Annotated in this window: 21 protein-coding genes, 1 tRNA gene and 1 pseudogene; 8 read left to right on the top strand and 15 right to left on the bottom strand. The window is 28.2% G+C overall.

Features of this window, described 5'->3' with window-relative positions; translation table 11 throughout:
* Positions 1-82 precede the first annotated feature (82 nt).
* Complete coding sequence (gene psbP / locus EU95_RS02485) at positions 83-640, top strand: photosystem II reaction center PsbP (RefSeq protein ID WP_032522593.1); 558 nt, start codon at positions 83-85, stop codon at positions 638-640.
* Positions 641-656: 16 nt separating this feature from the next.
* Here psbP and EU95_RS02490 read toward each other — a convergent pair whose 3' ends face one another.
* From EU95_RS02490 to EU95_RS0109110, 9 genes are all read right to left on the bottom strand, one after another.
* Positions 657-2,429: an ABC transporter ATP-binding protein gene (locus tag EU95_RS02490; RefSeq protein ID WP_032522592.1), complete on the bottom strand. Its 1,773-nt coding sequence runs from the start codon at positions 2,427-2,429 to the stop codon at positions 657-659.
* 10 nt (positions 2,430-2,439) lie between these two features.
* Positions 2,440-2,595: a hypothetical protein gene (locus tag EU95_RS10170; RefSeq protein WP_241466734.1), complete on the bottom strand. Its 156-nt coding sequence runs from the start codon at positions 2,593-2,595 to the stop codon at positions 2,440-2,442.
* Positions 2,596-2,742: 147 nt separating this feature from the next.
* Positions 2,743-4,524: a DEAD/DEAH box helicase gene (locus EU95_RS02495; RefSeq protein WP_032522590.1), complete on the bottom strand. Its 1,782-nt coding sequence runs from the start codon at positions 4,522-4,524 to the stop codon at positions 2,743-2,745.
* 137 nt (positions 4,525-4,661) lie between these two features.
* Positions 4,662-6,365 (bottom strand): AAA family ATPase, encoded by a 1,704-nt coding sequence (locus EU95_RS02500; protein WP_032522589.1) that lies wholly within the window; start codon positions 6,363-6,365, stop codon positions 4,662-4,664.
* Between the two features lies 1 nt (position 6,366).
* Positions 6,367-9,993: a UvrD-helicase domain-containing protein gene (locus EU95_RS02505; protein WP_032522588.1), complete on the bottom strand. Its 3,627-nt coding sequence runs from the start codon at positions 9,991-9,993 to the stop codon at positions 6,367-6,369.
* A gap of 12 nt (positions 9,994-10,005) precedes the next feature.
* Entirely contained in the window at positions 10,006-10,479 is a 474-nt protein-coding gene (locus tag EU95_RS10290; protein ID WP_032522587.1) for a methyltransferase family protein, read from the bottom strand.
* Between the two features lie 3 nt (positions 10,480-10,482).
* A complete protein-coding gene (locus EU95_RS02515; protein WP_241466733.1) occupies positions 10,483-13,617 on the bottom strand; it encodes an exodeoxyribonuclease V subunit gamma in 3,135 nt (1,044 codons plus the stop codon).
* A 65-nt stretch (positions 13,618-13,682) separates the two neighbouring features.
* Positions 13,683-14,000, bottom strand: a complete 318-nt coding sequence (locus EU95_RS02520; RefSeq protein WP_032522585.1) for an MgPME-cyclase complex family protein — start codon at positions 13,998-14,000, stop codon at positions 13,683-13,685.
* A gap of 7 nt (positions 14,001-14,007) precedes the next feature.
* Entirely contained in the window at positions 14,008-14,724 is a 717-nt protein-coding gene (locus EU95_RS0109110; protein ID WP_032522584.1) for a pyridoxine 5'-phosphate synthase, read from the bottom strand.
* A 159-nt stretch (positions 14,725-14,883) separates the two neighbouring features.
* On the opposite strand from EU95_RS0109110, the gene EU95_RS0109105 reads away from it, so the two are divergent.
* Genes EU95_RS0109105 through grxD form a run of 4 tightly spaced genes read left to right on the top strand, consistent with a single transcriptional unit; the run spans position 14,884 to position 16,628 of the window.
* Positions 14,884-15,498 (top strand): lysophospholipid acyltransferase family protein, encoded by a 615-nt coding sequence (locus EU95_RS0109105; RefSeq protein WP_032522656.1) that lies wholly within the window; start codon positions 14,884-14,886, stop codon positions 15,496-15,498.
* A gap of 44 nt (positions 15,499-15,542) precedes the next feature.
* A complete protein-coding gene (locus tag EU95_RS02525; protein ID WP_032522583.1) occupies positions 15,543-16,058 on the top strand; it encodes a hypothetical protein in 516 nt (171 codons plus the stop codon).
* A gap of 12 nt (positions 16,059-16,070) precedes the next feature.
* Positions 16,071-16,301: a BolA family protein gene (locus EU95_RS02530; RefSeq protein WP_032522582.1), complete on the top strand. Its 231-nt coding sequence runs from the start codon at positions 16,071-16,073 to the stop codon at positions 16,299-16,301.
* 3 nt (positions 16,302-16,304) lie between these two features.
* On the top strand, positions 16,305-16,628 hold the full coding sequence (gene grxD / locus EU95_RS02535; RefSeq protein ID WP_032522581.1) for a Grx4 family monothiol glutaredoxin: 324 nt from the start codon (positions 16,305-16,307) through the stop codon (positions 16,626-16,628).
* Positions 16,629-16,676: 48 nt separating this feature from the next.
* Here the strand turns inward: grxD and EU95_RS02540 are convergent, their stop codons facing one another.
* Positions 16,677-16,946, bottom strand: a complete 270-nt coding sequence (locus tag EU95_RS02540; RefSeq protein ID WP_032522655.1) for a DUF6761 family protein — start codon at positions 16,944-16,946, stop codon at positions 16,677-16,679.
* An 86-nt stretch (positions 16,947-17,032) separates the two neighbouring features.
* Here EU95_RS02540 and EU95_RS02545 point away from each other — a divergent pair, with 86 nt between their 5' ends.
* Positions 17,033-17,770 carry a response regulator transcription factor gene (locus tag EU95_RS02545; RefSeq protein WP_032522580.1) on the top strand — a complete coding sequence of 246 codons (738 nt, stop codon included), beginning with the start codon at positions 17,033-17,035 and terminating at the stop codon, positions 17,768-17,770.
* Here EU95_RS02545 and EU95_RS02550 read toward each other — a convergent pair.
* From EU95_RS02550 to EU95_RS02565, 4 genes are read right to left on the bottom strand one after another with little or no spacing between them, the layout of a single operon-like run.
* On the bottom strand, positions 17,767-18,273 hold the full coding sequence (locus EU95_RS02550; protein WP_032522579.1) for a hypothetical protein: 507 nt from the start codon (positions 18,271-18,273) through the stop codon (positions 17,767-17,769). The genes EU95_RS02545 and EU95_RS02550 overlap by 4 nt on opposite strands.
* A 16-nt stretch (positions 18,274-18,289) precedes the next feature.
* Complete coding sequence (gene crtH, locus EU95_RS02555) at positions 18,290-19,834, bottom strand: carotenoid isomerase (protein ID WP_032522578.1); 1,545 nt, start codon at positions 19,832-19,834, stop codon at positions 18,290-18,292.
* Between the two features lie 24 nt (positions 19,835-19,858).
* On the bottom strand, positions 19,859-21,271 hold the full coding sequence (trmFO, locus tag EU95_RS02560; RefSeq protein ID WP_032522577.1) for a methylenetetrahydrofolate--tRNA-(uracil(54)-C(5))-methyltransferase (FADH(2)-oxidizing) TrmFO: 1,413 nt from the start codon (positions 21,269-21,271) through the stop codon (positions 19,859-19,861).
* Between the two features lie 6 nt (positions 21,272-21,277).
* On the bottom strand, positions 21,278-21,394 hold the full coding sequence (locus tag EU95_RS02565) for a photosystem II protein Y (protein WP_002807463.1): 117 nt from the start codon (positions 21,392-21,394) through the stop codon (positions 21,278-21,280).
* A gap of 177 nt (positions 21,395-21,571) precedes the next feature.
* Here EU95_RS02565 and EU95_RS02570 point away from each other — a divergent pair.
* Together EU95_RS02570 and EU95_RS0109100 are read left to right on the top strand one after the other, a co-directional pair.
* Positions 21,572-21,643: transfer RNA gene (locus EU95_RS02570), tRNA-Lys, on the top strand.
* Positions 21,644-22,143: 500 nt separating this feature from the next.
* Positions 22,144-22,251 (top strand): high light inducible protein, encoded by a 108-nt coding sequence (locus tag EU95_RS0109100; RefSeq protein ID WP_011132751.1) that lies wholly within the window; start codon positions 22,144-22,146, stop codon positions 22,249-22,251.
* 364 nt (positions 22,252-22,615) lie between these two features.
* Here EU95_RS0109100 and EU95_RS10000 read toward each other — a convergent pair.
* Positions 22,616-22,847: pseudogene (locus EU95_RS10000) on the bottom strand (porin); the annotation flags it as partial.

Below are 22,847 nucleotides of genomic sequence, written 5' to 3'. Positions count from 1 at the left end.
AATTTAGACGCAAAATCCTGAATTGCCATAATTGTTTGCTTTTAATGTCTTATTATGTTTTTAGTTAGTAATTTCAAACAAAATGAAAAATATCAAATTTAATCCTTTTAAATATTTATTTTTGATTTTTTTATGTTTAACACTTAGCGCTTGTAGTGGAGGTCTCAATGCAGGATTAGAAGCTTATCAAAGCCCTGATGGAAGATATGCCTTTTTATATCCAACAGGATGGACCAGAGTAAAAGTCGATGGAGGACCTGAAATTATTTATCATGATTTAATCAATAGTAATGAGACATTAAGTTTAGTAATTTCTGATGTAAATAAAGAAGTTCAACTAGAGCAACTGGGAAGCCCAAGTGAAGTAGGTCAAACATTAATTGATAAAGTCATTGCTCCCAAAGGTTCAGGCAGAGATGTAAAACTTATAAATTCTAATAAGAGGGAGGCATCTAATCATATTTTTTATGATTTAGAGTACCAACTAAATTTAAATGAACAGGCCAGACACGAACTAGCTACTGTCGTAATTGATAGAGGAACACTTTATACTTTTGCTGTAGGAACAAATGAAGAGAGATGGAATAAAGTTGATGGAATTTTTAGTAATGTAATTGAATCATTTAACTTCCTAATATAGTTTTATAAATTTCATACTAAATACCTACTTGAACATTCCATAATTCTGCATATATTCCGTTCTGAACCAATAGATTTTCATGTTTTCCACTTTCAACCATTTTACCCTTATCAATAACTATGATATTATCCGCATTTTTTATAGTGCTTAATCTATGAGCTATCACTATAGTGGTTCTTTCTTTTGTGATTTTAGATAATGATTTTTGAATTAAAGCCTCTGTTTCATTATCGACTGAGGCTGTAGCCTCATCTAATATCAATATTGGAGCATCCTTTAAAACGGCTCGAGCTAAAGCAATTCTTTGACGTTGACCGCCTGAAAGCCTTTGCCCCCTTTCACCTACTATAGTTTTATAGCCATCTGGTAATTGTTCAATGAATTTATGAGCTTCCGCAATCTTTGAAGCTTTAATGATGTTTTTTAAACTAGGGTTAATTGATCCATAAGCAATATTTTCTTGTACACTACCATGAAATAAATAAGTTTCTTGACTTACTAAAGATATACACTTTCTTAAATCTCTCAAATTTATTTCTTTAATAGAAATTCCATCCAAGGTTATTGACCCATTTTTACTGTCATAAATCCTAAGGAGTAGTTTTATTATTGTACTTTTCCCAGAACCTGTTAAACCAACAATTCCTAATGTTGAGTTGTTTTCAATTTTAAAATTTATGTTTTTTAAAGTTAAATCTCGTCCAGGATAATTAAAATTTATATTATTAAAAATAATCTCTCCTTTGATATCTTTAGGTTCAATTTTTATTTTTCCATCTTTTATTTTTATAGGCGTATCTATTAGATCAATTACTCTATCAATTGAAGCCATAGATCTCTGAAAATCATCTAAAACATGCCCCAAAGTAGTTAAAGGCCATAATAGTCTTTGAGTAATAAAGACTAAAAAACTATAAGTTCCTACATCAAGCGTCTTATTCCAAGTTTGGAAACCACCAATTAATAGAATCGCTATAAATGCAAATAAGATTGCAAATCTTATAAGAGGGATAAAAGCAGAAGATAATTTTATTGCAGCCTTATTACTTTTTTGATAATCGAGACTTTCTTTATTTAATCTATTTAGTTCCCATTTTTCTTTAGTAAAACTTTTTATCGTTAGAATTCCACTTAAATTATTATTAAGTCTTGATGCCAGAAGTCCAGCTTTATTTCTAACATCTCTATATTTTGGAGCAAGCTTCCTTTGAAATTTAATTGACCCTAAAAATATGATTGGAATAGGAAAGAATGCAAATAAAGCAATTTTAGGAGCGACAAAAATCATAGTGCCCCCAATCATTAAGACCGTTATAAATAACTGAATAATCTGATTAGCCCCTTGGTCTAAAAATCTCTCGAGTTGATTTATATCATCATTCAAAATAGATAATAGCCTTCCAGTATTATCATTTTCAAAAAAATCCATATCTAATTCCTGGATATGCTCATAAGCTCTTATTCTTAATTTATGTTGCGATAGCTGAGCCAAATTTCTCCATAAAATCGAATACAGATATTCAAAGGAGGATTCACCAGACCAAACTATTCCTGAAGCAAATGCAAGAAAAATTAATTGTGCTGGAACTTCTTTAATCCCAAAACCAGCAATCCATGAATTCTGTTCATTTACAACGATATCAACTGCAAGACCAATTATTACAGGAGGAGCTAAATCTAATATTTTATTAATTATGGAACTAAGAAAAGCAAAAAATAGTAACCTTCTTTCTTCAATAAGATTTAAATAAAGTCTAATTATTGGATTTTGATTGTTCTTAGACCTCATAGAATAACAATTAAATTTTTCTATTATTATTTAAATTTTCTTTAGTTTCTAATTTACATTTTGTTTTTGCGTCTTGATGACTTGCAGTTTGTGTAAATTCTTCGTAGTAACAATCACAAGTTTCATTCGCAATTTCTTCACTATATACCATTTCTGCTCTAATCATCTCCTCTTTGACACTCTGGAGACAAAATAATTTTATAATTGAATTTTGTTTCGTTTGAGCTAAAAAATAACTATTAAAAGAGTTGAATAAGATTATCAGATTCACAAAAATAAAGAATTTATATTTGCTAGCTTTCATTATCTATACCTAGTTTCTGACTTTAATTTTTTTTAATTTATTCTTAGTTTCTCTATGCAGATCTCTAGGTAAATCTACCAAACTGTAATCATTAAAAATCTGTATCTTACCTATGGATCTTCCATTTATATTAGTTGAATTACAGATTGAGGATATAATATTTGCAACTCTAACCCCATCAAATTTACCAAAGTTAAATTTGTAGGTTTCAAAAGAATCATTTTGATAATTATTTCTTCTATTTGAATTTCTCATACGATTATTACTATTTCTATTTGATCTAATTCGATCAGTATGATTTTGTTTATTAATCCAAGAATCATCTTCATTTACAAAAAATGATTTATTACCTATAACTAAATTTATCGCCGCCATTGCAATATTTGAGTCGTCCATAGAGTATTTTTCTTTTAAATTATCTAGTACATCAACAATCAAAGCTTTATTTTCTTCATTTTCATCTTTAGCTAAAGAACTCTCATTAACATTCTCTATAAGTTTGTCCATCCTCTTATTGTTTATTATTTCATTACTTGGTATGTTAATTTCTTCAATCTTAGTTCTTGTTGAGTTTTCTAAATTCCGCAGAAAATGTTTTTCTCTTTGATTAACGAATAAAATTGCTTCTCCTGATCTGCCTGCCCTTCCAGTTCTTCCAATTCTATGAGTATATGTTTCCTTATCAAAAGGAAAATCGTAATTAACAACAAGTTTTATCCTCTCAACATCTAATCCTCTAGCTGCGACATCGGTAGCAACAAGGATATTAATAAATCCTTTTTTTAATCTATCTACAGTATTTTCTCTTTGATTTTGAGGTATATCTCCATTAAGTACTGCCACAGTATGACCAGAATTCTCTAAAGCTTCAGCTATTGAAGTAGTAAGTAGTTTTGTCCTCACAAAAATAATTACTCCCTCGTTATTAAGTTCTAATATTCTTTTTAAAGCATCTAACTTATGATGCCTTTGTACATACAGAAATTTCTGCGAAATTAATTGGGTTTCTTTTTTGACACTTTTGATTAATATTTCGGCGGGATCATTTAGATATTTTTTTGCTATATTTCTTATCTCACTAGGTATTGTTGCTGAAAACAATACCATCTGCTTATTTTCCGGAAGTTGATCTATTATCCATTCAATATCTTCAAGAAAACCCATATTTAACATTTCATCTGCCTCATCTAAAACAAGACAATTTATATCTTTAATTTTAAAAGTCCCCTGTCTTATATGATCCATTATTCGGCCAGGGGTCCCAACTACTACGTCAACTTTTCTTTTCAATGCAGAAATTTGATTTCTATAGTCGGTTCCTCCATATATTGCAACCGTCTTAAAATTACTAGATTCAGAACTATAACTTTTAAAAGATTCTGCCACTTGAGTTGCTAATTCTCTTGTAGGAGTCATAACTAAAACCTTGGCATTTAATTCTTTATTATCTGCAAGTTTTTCTATTAATGGTAATGCGAAAGCTGCAGTCTTTCCTGTTCCTGTTTGGGCTTGGCCTAGTAAATCTCTGCCTAACATTAGTTCAGGAATTGCAGCTTTTTGTATGGGAGTTGGATTCTTATATCCTTTATTTCTTAATGAATTTAAGATTGATTGATTAAATCCAAAATCAAGAAATCCATTCGCATTATCATTACCTTTTGATACTTGCAATGGTTTAGATTCAATTTCTTTTTTATTCTCTAAGTTTTTTAACTCAAGCGGGGAGTTATCTTCATTCTGAGATTTTTCCTGCTCACTATCAAGCGAGTTTCTATCTTTTTTTAAAGCCATTTTAAATGCCTAATAATCTTCTGATTAGGCATTCAACAAATATCTAAATTGACTTAAATTGTTGACTAGCCTTACAGAGCCGAGTTATTAATCTAACATCTTGTGGTCAAGATCTTACTAATTTCTCAAAAAAAAATTTAATTTAAATAATAAATATCTAGAAATTTTTTCGCTCTTGTAACAGCAGTATAAAATAACCTTCTTTCAAAATTATCTCTGCAAAAGATATTTTCATTATCTTTTTTTTCTTTTAAAGCGTATTGATTTCTTCTATACTTTTGTGACCACAAAATGCTTACTTTTTCAGATTCGCTTCCTTGAGATTTATGAATAGTAATGGCTATTGCTGGCACAACATTTTCTAAATTAGATGGATCAATTAATACGACAATTTCTTCGTTATTATCATTAAATTTTCTAAAAAGATATTTTCTTTTATTTTTGAAACCTATAAGTACTCCGATATCCCCATTTGACAATCCAAGTTCATTATTATTTTTTGTACACATAATCGGAACACCCTCGTTAAGAGTTTTAAGGTCATATGGTTTTTTTTGACCAAAAACAATTTCATTCAAATATTCAACACTCCATATTCCGGAATTTTTTTCGCATAAAATCAAGTGGCTTTGTAAATCCAGAAATATCTTATCTACTAAATCTTTTTCATTAAGCAATAAATTATCAATACCCTCATTAAATATATATTTTTTTTTACTTAAATTTGAAGTTGAAAGATTTAACTGTTCTAGATGACTTGTAATTGATAAAAATAGATCTTTTGGAATATCTTTTTCTCTACTTTTTGAAATAGTAATTTCTTTTGAATTATTATCTTTTTCTAATTCTTTTATCTTTTGATTAAGTATAGAATAATCATTATTAAATATTAAGCTACTAATTAACGCTATATCTCCAATATTTCTATAAGTTTTTTCTAAATTTACTACACAAGATTTAATTGAACTATTTTCACCATATTCAAACAAATAATTCCAGATAGAACAGTTATTTACTGGAGACAATTGATTTTTATCACCAACTAAAATGATTTTACAATCCTTTGGTAGCAAATTTAAAACTGATTCAATCAAATCTATATTAACCATTGACATTTCATCAATTATGAAAATATCAAGCTCTTTTAGTTTAAATTTCAACTTAAGAGATTTATTTTGAGAATTTAAAATCCATCTATGTAAAGTTTGAAATTCTATTTGATCTAGAAATTTGCTAAAGGAAATATTTTTTTTATCATTAAGAGCTTCTTTTAGACGAGCTGTAGCTTTACCTGTTGGAGCAGACAACCCAATATTTAAAAAGTTATCAATTCGAAGAAGTTCTAGAACTAATTTTATTATTAAAGTAGTTTTACCCGTGCCTGGTCCTCCTTGAAGGAAAACTAAATTTGAATATTTAAATATATTTTTAATATGATTAATTTTATTATCATCTTTATAAATTATAGAGTTCATTAAATTATCGGTATCTATTTTTTTTAAAAATGAATTAACAACTTTCTCTATCTTTTTTGACCATTTTGATAGGGATAGTTTTCTATTTACTAATACGAATGGCGAATTAAGGGAACCTATCAAGCCTATTTTTTTAAGAACATCTATATGTTTATTGGGCCAGCCATCTTCTAATAATTCAAAGATTATTAAACTATTATCAACATCAATAATAGTTTCACCATTTTTTTCAAACTCTAATAAAATTCTTATTACATCTTTTACGAAATTTCCATATTTTTTTTTGTTGAATTTGAAAATATCTAAGATTAAAGTAAATACATGATCATATTGGAACTTTTGAATATCAGTAGTGGTTTTAGTCATTTTAAAAAAGGTTATCCAAATAATTAATTCTCTTTAAAGGTGCTTTGCCAACAAAAATACCTGGAGATATATCTTTTGACTTAGATTTTTCAAATAATTCAAAATCTGGCAATCCCTTTAAAAAAAAATAAATATATCCTCCTAGATGTTTATGTGGTTGATAATTTTTAAGTCGCCACTTTAATAATCTATGCAATGCTAATAAATAAAGATGAGATTGCAATGGATAATGATGTTTAATCATTTCATTTCTCATATTTTCATAGTTATAGTTTCTTGGTAAACAATCACTATTATCACTGCCAGAAATAAAATTACTTTTCCAATCAATTACCCACCATTTACTATCTTCTAATTTATTACCTAAAGGGAAAACACAATCAATACATCCTGAATGAAAGCCTTTATTCAAAATTTGAAGATCATTTATTTTGTCTGCATATTCTTCACCAAATTCATATTCCTGATCTAAAAAAAAGCATTTTGATATATCATTAGAATTAATATTTCTACCTTCATAAGATAGAGTTAAATCATATTTAAGCTCCTTAATTAAGTTTTCATTTGGAATATCAACTAGTTTCTTATTTTTTAATTCACTTCCTAAAGGTATATTTATAATTCTTAAAATCGCATCTTTTACTTTAAAAGCTAAAGAAGTATCGATTTGATGAAAGTTCAATTCCTCAATAATTAAATCAATTAATTCTTGACTATTGTCGTTTCCAAATTTAAATCTTTCTATTATTTTGTGCAGGCAAGTCCCGGCAATAGTTCCTTTAGGAAATTCACTTAAGGGATTTGGATAAGAAAAATAATTAGGATAATTCTCTGATTTCCTAAGATTAGACTCTTCGATAATTGATATATTATCTTCATAATCCTTATATTGATTAATGACTAGATCAATATTTTTATCTTTACTTATCCAAGAAGAATAACTTGAATAAGAAATAAATTGATCAGAATTAAATTCTTTAGATATTTTTTTATTAAAGTTATCAATTATCCAAAGCTTATTATTCAATCGGTTGATTTGGAACTTAGCAAAAATTTCTTTTATTTTCTCTTTTTCTATTCTGACTTCAAAAGTAGACTTATAAATATTGATATTTTCTAAATTATTTAGTAAATCATTATTTAAAATATTATTTGTATCTTCTAAATCATTAAAAACAATAAGTTTATATTTGCTCCTTGTAAGTGCTACATAAATTAACCTCTCACTCTCTTTAAATAAATCTTCCTCTTCTATTAATTTAAATTTTTCAACCTTTGCGTAATTATTCGAAATATTAATATATATGTTTCTATCAATATTTGATTTCCAAATAGGTCCTTTAATTTTGTTTGACTTATTCGAAATAGTTGAGAGATATGGACATAGTACAACATCAAATTCGAGGCCCTTACTACTATGAATGGTAGAAAGATTTATTCCATTTTGAAGATTATAATCTTTCGTTAAAAATTCTTCTCCAGTACAAATTCTTAAAATATGATCTAGCTGATTTTTATACCAGTTGAAAACTTTATTGATATTATAATCATTATTTATTAATTCTATTTCAACAATTTCTGAAAGTTGGAATAAATTTGAATTTAAATCTGAATCTTGAATAATCGAGGATGACTTGTAATTTATAAGGAGTTCATTAACAATGTTTAAGAAACCTTTTTCTCTTAGTTCCTGTGACCAAGTAATGCATTTATTAATTAAGATTTCTAAATTATTACTTATACCATCATCACATAATTCTTCTAATTCTATTTCTATAAACTTTGAAGTAGCAAGCAAAGTTATATTTTTTAAAAACCTCGGATTTAATAAACATTCAATGAATAAAAATAGTAGATAACTTGCTTCTGTATCAAAAATATTTTGTTTATTTTGAATTTTGCATGGCAGGTTAAACTGATTTAATTTTTTTTTAAAATCTAAGCATTGCGAATTATTTAATGTAAGAATCGCAATTTTATTAATAGCAATTTCTTTATTATTTAAAATAAAGTTAACTATATAATGAGTTACCAGATCTTCTATATCAGTCTCTTTTTTTGAAAATTCTACAATTTCAAATACATTTTTAAATTTAAATTTAGTATTAATATCTTCATTAATTCTAGATCTTAATTTCCTATAGTTTAGGTTTGATTGTTTAAGTCCATTCTTATAAAGTTCATTAAGAACATCGATTAACTTTTTTGAGGATCTATAGTTATCTGTAAGACTAAAAACATCGATTGCATTAGATCTTGCATCTAAGTAAGTTTCAATATCTCCACCTCTAAATTTGTAGATCGCTTGTTTTGGATCACCTACACAAAGTAAAAAATGATTTTTTGTATTAAAGAACTTTTTTATTAAATTCCACTGAGTATAATCTGTATCTTGAAACTCATCTACTAGGACACATTTAAATCTTTTTTGAATTTTAGATAGAGTAATACTATTACTAATTTCTGAATCTAAAAATGTATTTTCTACTGTCTTTATAAGATCATTGAAGTTGAAAATAGAAAAACTTTTCTTTAAGTCAATTAATTTTATATAAGCTAATTGAGTAAATATTCTTACAAATTCGGTATAAAAACCTTCTTTTATATTATAAATTTTATCTTGTAATAAATTAAATTTACTAAAATCTAATTTTAGATTATGTTTATTAATTTCTTTAGATATATTTTCATTGTAAAAATATTTAGATAGAAGATCATCTTTAGAAATATCATATATAAAATCAATCATATTTTTAGAATTAAGCCTTTTATTAATCTCTTCAATCCAACAAATTATTTGATTAAACTTATTATTTCTTGGATTTGCTGCATATATTTGACTTTTGCCACCATTCATCTTAATTAATTTTCCCAACTCTATGAGTTGTAGAAATAATTCCTCACCTTTCTTATTCCATTCATCACAAAATTCGTTCCAATTTAAATAAAAAAATTCATTAAAATAATTATTTAAATCAATAATCTTATATTTATTATTTATTTGAAATTTACAGATATTTTCTTGATCTATATTTTTTAATATTTCAACAAAAAATGACTTATTGATCCTACTTCCAAATCTAGAACTTATTTTTTTTTTATTAACTGCAGAAATAATCTCATGATTAAGATTCAGAAAATCATCAATCCACAAATTATCTATTACATCTTTATATAAACTATCTATATTATTCTCAATATATGGATCTTGAGTTACACCTATTTCAATACTATATTCATCAATAATATTTTTGCAAAAAGAATGGAATGTAGTTACTTGTAACTTGTAAATTTCATTAACAAAATTATCAATTTCGGATATAATTTTTTTCTTAGATTTTTCATTTTCCTCAAATTTTAGATACCAATCCTTAAGGGTATTATCTATCTTACTTTCATCATTATTTTGCAAATATAATTTTAAATCTTGAAATCTCAAAATTATTTTATCTCTTAATTCAGAACACGTATTTTTTGTAAAACTTAATAAGAGTATCTCATCTGGTTTAATTTTTTTCTCCAAAACATTTCTTAAAACTAGGTGAGCCAAAGTGAAACTTTTGCCAGTTCCGGCACTTGCTTCTACTAATTTAAATTTGTTATCTAAATTAATTTGATTAATATCCATATCTTTATTGAATTAATTTTTGACCTTATTTTTATAAAGTAAGTAATTCTTAAATTTATTGTTTAAATATTTCTCTTCTAAAACAATCTTAAATTTAATTATTAAAACCAGACTTATTGATAAAAATAAATAATAAATAGATAGCTTGGTTATAAAAACTCCAAAGGAAATTAATATTAAAGAATAGTACATAGGATGTCGTGTAAATCGATAAATACCTGAAGTTACAAGATTGCTATTATTTATAGGTCTTGGGAAAGGGGATAAATTTGTACCTAAGTCTTTAATTGCAACTAACAATATTATGAAAGCCATTATGATAATTAAAAAACCTACTAAATAAGATAAAGTACTAACTTGAATTATTTGTTTTTGTGGAATAAATTCCCATTGAAAAAAATGTAGAAAAATAATAAAGAACTGTAAAAAAACAAGAATTATTTCATAAACAGCCTTTAAAAAAATTTTTAACTGAAATTTATTCATTATTTATTTCTTTAATGCATTAATAAGAGGACCATATAATCTGAAAGATAATTTATCAAAATTATTATTTCTCAAAAAGAAATCTGGTTCTTTTTCATTTCCAAAACATAATTTCATCTCGATATTATCTCTTTCACCTTTCGAAAAAGATTTATTGCCAATCCATCTATCCATAAAAGCTTTTTTCTCATTTTTTGATTTTATTTTTGCTTCTACATATTTATAAGCACTTTCTGGAGGAAGAGGAAAACATTTTTCAGAATAATTATTAAAAATATTTATGTATTCCTCCAAAATTAATTTTGAAGCAATTGATCCGGGTGATTGAATAATTTGCGATTTATAATAATTTTCTGTTCTAAAAATTACTTTAGTCTTTTTTATATTTTGTTTTAAAGAAGAAATGAAGAGTGATTTTATCCATGCCTCTGTCAAACGACTTAAACTTAGTTTCGAATGAATTAATTCAATTACTGTGTCATCAGCGATGAAATATTCTTCTTTATTTGCATTTGATTTAACATAAATTCTATTAATCTTTTTATATTGACTCAAACTTATAGATAGACTTTCTAATAAATCTTTGATTTCTTTTTCTTTTATAAAAATACTATTTTTGGGCATAATAATACCATTTTCAATCAACTGAGCATTAATATTCAAATTTTTTAAATCATCAATAACATTATGGTTATCAATCTCTAATTCCTGCATTATTTTTGTAATAAGTTGCGACTTCTGAAGATTACTTACATACTCCTCATCTGGATGATGAATAAATATTTCCTTAGGAGAAATATTTTTTTTATTTAGCCAATATTTTTGTGGAGTCTTGAACCAATAAATCAGTTCTGATAATTTAAAATTTTTAATATCAGATTTTTTTTGATGCCAATCTATATCTTCTACTAAAGAATAATTACTTTTAATTATCTCAGAGCTATCAAGATCAATTATTTCTTTTTTATTTAAATCAAAATATTTAATTATTAGATCTCTTTCGGCTTGTTTTAAAAAACTATCAAAAAAAGAAATTAACTCTTTTATAGGGAAAGAAACATCTAATTTTTTATTGTTTTTATCATTCTTTACCCAAGTAACTATAAATTTATCTCTACAAGAAATTAACAACTCAAGAAATATATATTTCTCTCTTTCAAAAACTGATGGATCGCCAAGATGATATTTATTATTTAATAAATTAATATTTTCATTCTTTGATAATTTTGGATAATAAACACTATTCATATCTATTAAGAAGATAACCTTATGTGGAATATGTCTGGAATTTTCAATATCACTTACAAGGATCTTGTTGATACGTGATTTACTTTGATATCTAGCTTTATTTATGCAAGAAATTAATATCTCTCTAAAAACATTTAACAAAATAAGATCATCAGGTATTAAAGATATTAAGTGATTATCAAGAATTCTATTTATTTCACTTATCTCTAAATTAAAATTTGCATTAGAATCAGCAATGCTTTTTAATATAAACTTTATCTTTTCAACCCAACTTGCGTAAGAAAAAGATCCTCTTAGCAAATTAATATATTTTTTAAAATCAAGTAATAATTTAACCCATTTATTCAAATCTAAACTTATATTTTTTAAGCTAAATGGTTTTAAATTAAAAGTACCCAAATTGACTTCTTTTTCATAAATCAGGCCTAAAGTAATTCTATTTATACACCACTCCAAAGTATTTTTTTCTTCGCCTAATCTTTCATTAGCATCTAATCCCCAATGAAAACCTACTTGGGTAAGTAAAAAAATAATTTCATCCTTCTCAGAACTATCAAAATCAAAAATATTCTGAGTTACTTTTTTTGAAAGAATATAATCTATTTTTTCAAGTGTAATTTTCTCATTTGCTATTTCAGTAATATCAATTAAAAATTTATAAATGTCTGGAGAATCATAATTATTATTATCAATAAAAAAATAAGGTATCTTCTCACCATTAATTAATTCATTATTAAAGATATACCTTAGATAAGGCTTGATTTGATTAGTTTGTGGAGATAAAACAGCAATATCACTATATTTAATATTCTCGCACGAATTTATTATTTCTATAATTTTATTTCTTATGTATTCTAATTGACTATTCTGATTAAAATGCTCACAAAGTAATATTGAATCATCACTTTTATTTATTATAAAATCATTGTTATTATTATCAATTAGTCTTTTTTGTATTTGATTAAGAAGAGGAATATCTTTCTTCTCATGAAAATTAATTGTTGGATCAATATATATTAAATTATTTTTTAAATTTATACCTTCTTTATAAATATTTTCCTCAATTAATTTCTGAAAATTTGCTCCAAATTTGCCAAATATATTCTCTATTTTTAAATTGTTTGAATTAGATTTACTTTCATAATTATCAAATTCCAACTCGCCTTCAAGACAATTAACTCTATTCCAAAAATCATCTCCTGCAGATAATAAGTATAAATTTACCTTAGTAAATTTTGAAAGTTCTGAATAAAAATTAATATGCAGTTTGGATAAATTATTATCTGAAATAATATAAATTTGATTTGGTAATTTAATTTGAAGGTTTTTAATTTTTCTTAAATTCTTTATTACTTCAATCATGTATAAACATGAAGGCTTTTCAGATATCTTTTTTTCTAATAATTTATATAAAATAGGTTGCCAAAACTGATCTGAATTTAAATTCTTAAATAGATTTCGTGAATTAATTTCAGATCTATTCCATTCAGAAATCATTTCAGGTCTAAAAATTAAATAATTAATAAAATTATTCGTGATCTTTTTTGTCAGATTATATAGGTCTCCATCAATTGTCTTTTTATTATCCAAATATTTATTAAGCCAATTTCTAAGCGGAAATGATTCTTTAAAGCTATTTAATTCTTCTAATGAATCAATAATGCCCCATTTAATTGACTCAAAATTCCATAGACCCATATCAATTCCTGGGAAAAAATTTGTCAATAATGATTCGGTGTAACTTGATATAGTCTTAAATTCATAAAGAGCACTTATTTCATTTTTTATAGTTACTTGTTCATTCAACCACTTGCCCAAAAAATAATTAGGAACAGCTATTTCTAAATTCTCAGTTATGAGAGGAGGAGATATTTTCAATTCTTCTGCCAATAGCCCACTAATTACTTCAATTTTGTTGGACTTATATAGATTGAGCAATTTACTTGTTGGTTATATTACTCAACTTTAAATGGATCAGTTATTTCTGCATTAGGAAATTCGAATTCCCCAACAGCAACAAATTCTAAACGCAGCTTCAAGAAAGTTATAAATTTTTTATCCGTCGATAAAATAGCTGCTGGTGGGGATGGAATCTTTGCTTTTAGATCAACAAATTGGGTGGTTTGCAAAAATAACGGATTTTTTAAAAGCCAGAAATCTATTTCTTTATTATTTTCTTTATAGTTTCTCATCCTCTCTTTCAAAATTTCCTCAATTGGTTCTTCAACTGTTAAAAACTTTTCACTTGCCGCGATAAAAAAATATGTAGTCATTTGTGATTTAATTTGATGTAATAAGGGACTTCATTTCACGTACAGACTTTTCTAATCCTATTGCTAAAGCCCTTGCAACAATACTATGACCTATGTTTAACTCGTTCATATTGTTAATTGATGCAATTTTTTTAACATTATTGTAATTAAGTCCGTGACCAGCATTAACAACTAATCCAAGGTCATTTGCTAAATGTGTAGACTCTTTAATCCTTTGCAGCTCTTTATATTGATCATTACCAGATAATTCAGCATATTTACCAGTATGTAATTCTATAAATTTAAACCCAATTTCTTTGGAATAATTGATCATATCACTAAGGGGATCAATAAATGCACTTACTTCTATATTCGAATCACCTAAATTCTCAACAAAATCCTTAAGAAATTCAACATTATTTTTCACATCTAACCCACCTTCAGTAGTAACTTCCTCTCGTTTCTCAGGGACGAGAGTAACATAATCTGGAAGAAGTTTTTTAGCAATTTCTAACATTTCTGGTGTTGCAGCCATCTCTAGATTGAGTTTTGTTTTTATAGTTTCTTTCAAAAGGAATACATCTCTATCTTGTATATGTCTTCTATCTTCCCTTAAATGAACTGTAATAGAGTCCGCTCCTCCTAATTCTGCTAAGAAAGCAAATTGTACAGGATCTGGCTCTATAGTTTTTCTTGCTTGCCTTACATTGGCAATATGATCAATGTTAACTCCTAAAGTAGTCATGATTTCAAAATCTTACTTTCTAGACAATCTAGTAACCGCCCAATAATAGCTAATAAAAAATTACAAACACTTAAATTATTAATATATAGATAATAAAATTTGAAGAACAAATCGGTTGATATTTGCTACACAATTAATCCTTTATTGGGATTAATTGCAATGTTTGTTACACAGGACATTGTTTTAAGATTTTTTTTTAGTAAAAAGAAAATTTTATATAAAGATTTTTCCATTCCCATAAATTCCTCCATTATTTTGGCTCCAACTCATAGATCAAGGTGGGATGGCTTAGTACTCACAATGGCAATGGGTAGGAGGGTAACCAAAAAGGATTGTAGATTTATGGTTACTAAATCGGAAATGAAGGGGATACAAGGTTGGTTTTTAAAAAGGCTGGGATGTTTTTCAATAAATCAATTATCTCCATCTCTTTCAACTATGAAATATGCGATTGATCTAATAGAAAAAGGAGAACAATTGGTTGTTTTTCCCGAAGGGAAAATTAATAAATATGGAAAAAAATTAGTTCTCAAAGAAGGGTTATATAGATTAGCGAGATTAGCTGCAAAAAAAACAGACTCAATTATCGTAATTCCAATTGGAATTGCGTATAGCAAAATATCTCCAAAATTTAGAGATGAATTTTGTTTATCTTTTGGCAAACCTATAGTGATGAATGATTATTTGGACATCAACGTTAAGGAATTTAATCGATTACTAAATAAAAAAATGAACCAAGAGGAAAAGATAGCCTTAAATAATGTGGGTAGATGAATCCTCAATAAGTTAGTATTATTTTTAATAAATTTAATATGAATATGAAATTCTTAAAATTAATTCCAATCATTTATATATTTTTTGGAAATTTTCCTTATAAAAATTTAGTTCATGCTGAAGTTAAAAATCCAGAAGAATATAAAGTACTCACAACTAACGGGAAAAATCTTTCAATAACAAACGTAAAGTACTATTTAAGTCAAGGAGATCTCTTTATAAAAAATGGCGACTTTGACAAAGCCAAAGATTCTTATCTTGATGCAAGAAAATTAGCAAAGCAACTTGCATCGTTTTATGCTGATTTAAATACAGCCTTCAAAGGAGTTGATGCAAGAATTCCAAATGAGATGCAAAAAAAAGGTAAGGAGACATTGCAAATTTTGGCAGAATCAAATGAAAGATTAGCCTCTCTTTATGTCAAAAATAAAAAGCCTGAGGTAGCTGTACCTTTACTTATCGAAATCATTAGAATAATGTCTCCTAGTAGTCCTGAAGGGAAAGAAGCTTATAAGACATTAATAGAACTAGGATTTGTTGAAACAACTTATAAAGGTTAATAAAAATAAATTATGATTACAAAGAAAGAAGTTATTAATTTAATTACTAAAAAATTACCCAGTTCCCAAGTTTCAGTAGAAAACCTTAAAGGTAACGATCATTTACAAGTAACTGTAATCGCATCCGAATTCAATGGATTATCATTAGTTAAACAACATCAATTAGTTTACTCCGCATTAAAGGAGGAATTAGCCTCAGAGGCCATTCATGCTCTTGCATTAAAAACAGGAACCCCAGATTAAATTATGGACAACTTTACAAAAGACAAAATACAAAAACTGATTGACTCCAATCCAGTTATGGTATTTATGAAGGGGACTAAATTGATGCCTCAATGCGGTTTCTCGAACAATGTAGTTCAAATACTTAATTCCTTAGGGGTACAATTTGGTTCTTTTGACGTTTTAAGCGATTTTGAAGTTCGAGAAGGTATCAAAGAATATTCAGATTGGCCAACTATTCCTCAAGTTTATTTAAAAGGTGAATTTCTTGGTGGATCAGACATTCTTATAGAAATGTACAATTCTGGATCATTAAAAGAAAAAATAGATATTGAATTAGCGTCTTAAAACATTTAGTAAGTATAAATACTGATTTAGTTAATAAAAATTAATATTTTAAATCCTTTTTTTATCAAAAAAACCCTTTTTCCCTTCACCTTCCGGATCAATAAAACTTGATGGATCCAAGATCCATCTTTCTATTAAGCTCTCTAATTTCTGCTGATCTCTTTGCTCTAAACTATTGCAATTCCTTAAGGCTTGGAGATAACCATCACTATATAATTTAAGATCAGAAGGCGTATGAAAACGAGTTACAAGGTCTTGGCAACTATCGCAAATTGATTGGAAATGGCGAATCGCATTAGGATTTTCAAATGATGTCATAATTCGATAGATTCTGATTTTTTTTTTGCATTTGTTATACCTTATTAAGGATGACAAAAAATTGCCTGGCCAAACAGTAATTAAGAATGCAATCAACTGAGCAAATCTTAGCTTCAACTCCTGGCAGTTCACAATTGCCAACGAACTCTCAAACTCCTTCAAGAGTTCTTGTTGTTGAACCTCACCCAACACTTAGAACCGTCCTTGTACAAAGACTTCGTCAAGATGGTCACCTTGCAGCAGCTGTTGGATCAGCTGCAGAGGCAGTTGATTTGTGTAGAGAACAATCACCTGACCTTTTAGTAAGTGCAGAAATCTTGGATCAAAATACTGCTATGAGATTAGCTCAGCAATTAGGGTCTTCAGTCATTGTTCTTACAGCAAGATCAGGTGTTGAGGCTTTAGTAAATTTATTAGACGAAGGAGCTGATGATGTTCTAAGAAAACCATTTGGACTTGAAGAACTAGCCGCAAGATGTAGGACTCTCTTAAAAAGGGGAAGGATAGGATTACAGGAAAAGGTTGAGGTAGGACCTCTAGAGGTGCATCTTCTTCTAAGACAAGTAACTCTTAGTGAAAAGCCCGTAGAACTAAGCCCAAGAGAGTTTGCTTTGCTTTGTGCTCTTTTGATGCCTCCTGGCATGGTAAGAAGTCGACAAGAGCTTCTAAGGATGGCCTGGCCTCCTTTTAGTGGAGGACCAAGATCTGTCGATACTCAGGTCTTAACATTACGAAGAAAATTAGAACAGGCAGGCTTAGGAGAAGGTGGAGGTATAACTACTGTTAGACAACAAGGCTATAGATTTAGCATTGATAATATTTAAATTAGAAAAGCAAAAAGTTCACAAATAATCATCATTGTTGAAAGTAAAGTCAATAACTTATAGGTCCAAAGAGGTGATATATATGAAATTTCATCAACATTAATTCCAGTATTTTTGGAAATAATTAATAAAAATTTTTCAAAATTTTCTAGCCTCTGTGGCAAAAGAAAATTATCACCTGCAATAGTATTAAAGTAATAAACTTTGCTCCCTTGACTAGTGGGTAAAGATTTAATTAGCTTAATATCATTCCAAGGAACCTCCCAATTTTTTCTGCCTAGTATTTTAGAAATAAAGCTAGTTCTATATGAAATTTTATCTTTGCAAGTTTCAACATAGTCATTTGTGAAATTGATAATTAAGTAAAGACCTAAAATAAATAAAACTATAGAAGGAATTAGTAATTTATCAATTGATATAAACGGTAATGGAATTGTAAGCGCAAGATATAACGAGATTAAGGAACTTTTTACAAAAAACATAGTTTTAAATTTTCCTATCATCTATAAAAAACCTTTTTTATTCTGGTAATTTAGGACTATTTATATTTAACTTTGCACCTATTTTATGAGCACAAGCGTATCCACTAAAGGCTACGGCATTAAGACCTTGCCCTGGGAAGCATGAATCCCCTACGCAGTAAAGGTTCTTAATTTTTGTAGTATTAAAAGGCATTGGCAAAAGCCCAAGCAACTTTTGACTAGGAATTGGTCCATAACTACCTTCATATCTTCCTAGAAACTTTTTATGAGTTTTTGGAGTACCAATTTCTTTATGATCAATATTTTGTTTAAGATTAGGCAAAATAACTGAAATCTTTTCAACTAGAAATGAAAAGTATTTTTCTTTTTTTTGTAGATATTCTTGTCTTGATAGACCTTCCCATTCACTCATTGAAGAAGGGGTAAAGGCATGTAAGATATGTTTACCTTCTGGAGCTAAGGAGGGATCAAGCAACGTAGGTATAGAGACGAAAATCACCCCCTTCTCATTTTCTAATTTATCCCAATTTTCAACAATTATATGATGACAATTGAAGTTATTACTTATTAGGTTTTTTTCTACGCCAAGGTGAATCGAAACAAATGAAGGAGAAGGTTTATATGTCTCTGACCACTTGTATTCACTCTTTGGTACTTTTTGATTTGCGATTAAACCTTTATTTTTATCTTTGAGCCCAAATGTATCCCATCTAGTGGAATTAGATATAATAATATCTGAATGAATTTCTTCCCCATTTGAAAGCTTTACTCCTACTGCTTTCTTATCTTTTAAAAGTATTTCTTTCACATTGGCTTTGTAACGGACTTTGCTTCCTAATTTTTCGATACCGGAAACTAATTTCTCTGCGATGGTTCCCACTCCACCTTTTGGATAATTAATACCGCCAACATGTCTATCTGTGAAAACCATTCCAGCATTAATCATAGGAGTTTTAAGAGCTGGCATTACTGACCAACAAAAACATTCGATATCTATAAAATTCAAAAGTTCTGGGTCTTTTATGAACTTTCTGGCTACATCTCCTACATTTACTGGCAACCATCTGGCTAACCCTAAACATGATAATGGAGATTTTAAAAAAACTTTAAAAAGATAACTTGGATCTTCTATTGATAAAAGAGGCATTGAATCTAAACATTTAAACACACTTGCACAAGTATCGTAGAATTTCTTAATCCCTTTCTTTTCTTTTGGAAAACTAGCTGATAACTTACTTATAAATTGCTCATAATTTTTATCAACAGAAATATTAAAATTATTAGGGAGGTGATATTCCAGTTGCACCGGATCAGGGATAGTTTCGCATTTTTCATTTACATCTTTTAATGCTCGAGTTAACAAATTGGTATAACCTTTATCTCCGAATCCAAATATCATTGAAGCACCTACATCGAAAGTATAACCCTTTCTCTTAAACGACCCCCCGCTTCCTCCTGGGATAATATACTTCTCAAGCACTAAAACTCTAGCCCCCTTAGAAGCTAATTGTGATGCTGTTACTAATCCTCCTATCCCTGAGCCAATAATAATTGCATCGAAATTTCCTTTATTAAATTTCATTTTTAAATCTATTAATAATTTATTTTAGTTAATTTTGATAAGTAATCGATCTTTTTGAAAACAAGCATTTAATAGTTTTTTAAAACTATTCAAGGCTACTGTAGATCTTTCTTGATAAGCTTTGTACCTTAATTTCTTATCATTTATTTTATAAGTTAGTTCTGGAACTAAACCAAATGAAGCAGGCATTGGTTGGAATTTATTTTTTTTCTGATTAGACAATATTTGATTTCTATTACTTATGAAATTCATTAAAGAACCAATCATTGATTCAGCTGGGAAACTTACTGGTTTTTTACCCAGAGCTAACAAAGATGCATTTATTCCTGCAAGCAACCCCCCTGCGGTAGCTGCAGCATAACCTTCCGTACCTGTAATTTGACCAGCAGCGAAAAGATTTTCTCTTTTCATAAATTGCAATGTCGGCTTAAGTAATTTGGGAGACTCTAAAAAAGTATTTCTATGCATAACTCCAAAACGTACAAATTCAGCTTTTTCCAAACCAGGAATCATCCTAAATATTCTTTTTTGCTCTGACCATTTCAGATTAGTTTGAAAACCTACCATATTTAGTAATTTACCTTCTAAATCTTCTTTTCTTAGTTGAACAATTGCATGAGGTCTTTTTTTTAATCTATTTTCCCTATCAAATAAATCTCCCCATTTTGGATCCCACAACCCGATGGATTTCAAGGGGCCATACCTCATTGTGTCAACTCCTCTTCTAGCGATTTCTTCTATTGGTAAACAAGCCTCAAAGAAATTAGCAGATTCTTTTTCAAAGTCTTTTAAATTAGCTTGTTCTCCTTCTATTAATTCGTTTCTTAAATCGAGGTACTCATTTTTATTCATAGGGCAATTAAGGTATGCCGGATCTCCTTTATCATATCTGCTAGCCTTAAAGACTATCTCGTGATCAATACTATCACCATAAATTATTGGACTAGCGGCATCAAAGAAATGACAGGCATCTATACCTGTAAAATCTTGGATTTTATTAAATAACTCATCTGCAGTTAATGGACCAGTTGCAAGGATAGTAATATTTTCCCTACTTGGGAGATCCAGTTGTTCAAATCTCTTAATTTCGATTAAGGGATGTTCAGATAAAGTTTTAGTCAAAGCGTTACTAAATTTAGATCTATCAACCGCCAATGCACCTCCAGCTGGAACAGCAAATTTATCTGCTGTTTGAACGATCAAAGAATTGAAGGATCTTAGTTCTTTTTGTAATAGACCTGCAGCTCTATCTGAAGATAGCGCCCCAAAACTGTTACTACAAACCAATTCACCAAATTCGCTGGTGTGATGAGCTGGAGTTGATTTGTAGGGCCGCATTTCAACAAGCTTAACAGGCACTCCAGAATTTGCTACTTGCCAAGCTGCTTCAGAGCCTGCAAGACCTGCTCCTATTACAATTACTTCTTTATCTATCAAATTGGATTAATCCTTACCCAAAAAATCTCTATTGAATTGCTCTCTCGCTGGTTTTTGGATGTTAAATACAACCCAAGCTAAAGCGGCTATTATTGGCGCGAATACAACGATAGTTCTAAGCATTTTAAAAATTCATGTTTAATAACAAATATCTTACCTTCCAAATGAATATATAGAGAGAATTTTTAATTTTTTATTTCATAAGTTAAGAATTATTTTTCTATTGTTCAACTTATAATAAAAAGTTGTTTTTTTTTCCTTTAAAAGGGATAATTTCATATGTACTCAATTTTACAAAATGGGTCGCTAGCTCAGCGGTAGAGCATCCGGCTTTTAACCGGCTGGTCCTGAGTTCGAATCTCAGGCGACCCACATTCCTTAGATTGAGTTCAATTTTTAAAATCTCTTAATCAAAATATCTAATTTTTTATAAACACAAATCCTACTGATCCATAGATTTCATGACCTATAAATTATTTAAAAATCTGTGAAATTAGTTTTCTCAATTTAATAAATTAACCAAATAAGAGTTAATTAGAAAAATTAGTAAGGGTACAATTAAAATATATCGCTCAAATAACTTAAATAATTCTCAATATCACCTTCTGCAAAATTTAAAATATATAAGAAACAAATAATCTTCTAAATATCTGTTGAAAATTATAGTACTGCATTCAAAACCCAATAATTAAAATAAAATATTGTTTTATGATTAATTAAGACCCAGCATTAATACAAATATGTAACACTTTCTGCAATTAATTTCTACGTAGAGCCTAGATTTTCATTACGATCAAATAAAAAATAAAAAATGCTTTACAAACCTTCATATTTACTGTTACAATCATTAATATAAATTATTCAATTAAATCATGACTCCTGAAGCAGAACGTTTTAATGGTTGGGCAGCTATGCTTGGTTTCGTAGCAGCTGTTGGTGCATATGTAACAACAGGTCAAATCATTCCTGGTTGGTTTTAAAAACAAGTTTTTAAACTCGCTTGAACTTTAAAGCCCTGCTACATAGCAGGGTTTTTTATTGTCAAGCAAATCTTTAATCTCATTTGTCTTCACTCATTAAAACTAATCTCTTTTTGTACTCGATTTTTTTTCTATCTCATCCAAGCAAGTAGAACATAATAAATGTCCTTTCTTCTTCCAAAATGTTTTAGTTGACCTTTCTATATCTTTCCTGCAAATTAAACACTTAAAAATTGGTGGCATAACCTGTGATTTGAAATATCAAATTAAAAAATATCCATAAAATTATTTTAATTTAAAAAAAAAGACCTGCATAAAACAGGTCTTTTTTGTGTGTGTAGGTTTTAATTTCTAATTAACTTTATTAGAAGCTAAATGATGTTTTTACAATTACACCAGTTGTATCACCAGCAGAAGATTCTGCAGTGTAGATACCAGGTGTGATAGTCATGCCATCATTTATTGGATAAGCATAAGATGCTTCGTAAACGTAGTATTCGTCATCATCATCAGTGAAGTTAGCTGTGGTACCCATTCCAAGACTTAATGATCCAGGACCAACTTCATCGAATGTTAAACCAGCGAACCATCCAAAT

The sequence above is a fragment of the Prochlorococcus marinus str. MIT 9201 genome (genome assembly GCF_000759955.1).
Classification (GTDB): domain Bacteria; phylum Cyanobacteriota; class Cyanobacteriia; order PCC-6307; family Cyanobiaceae; genus Prochlorococcus_A; species Prochlorococcus_A marinus_G.
Note: the sequence above shows the minus strand (reverse complement) of the source record. Positions and strands in the feature narration are given on the sequence as shown.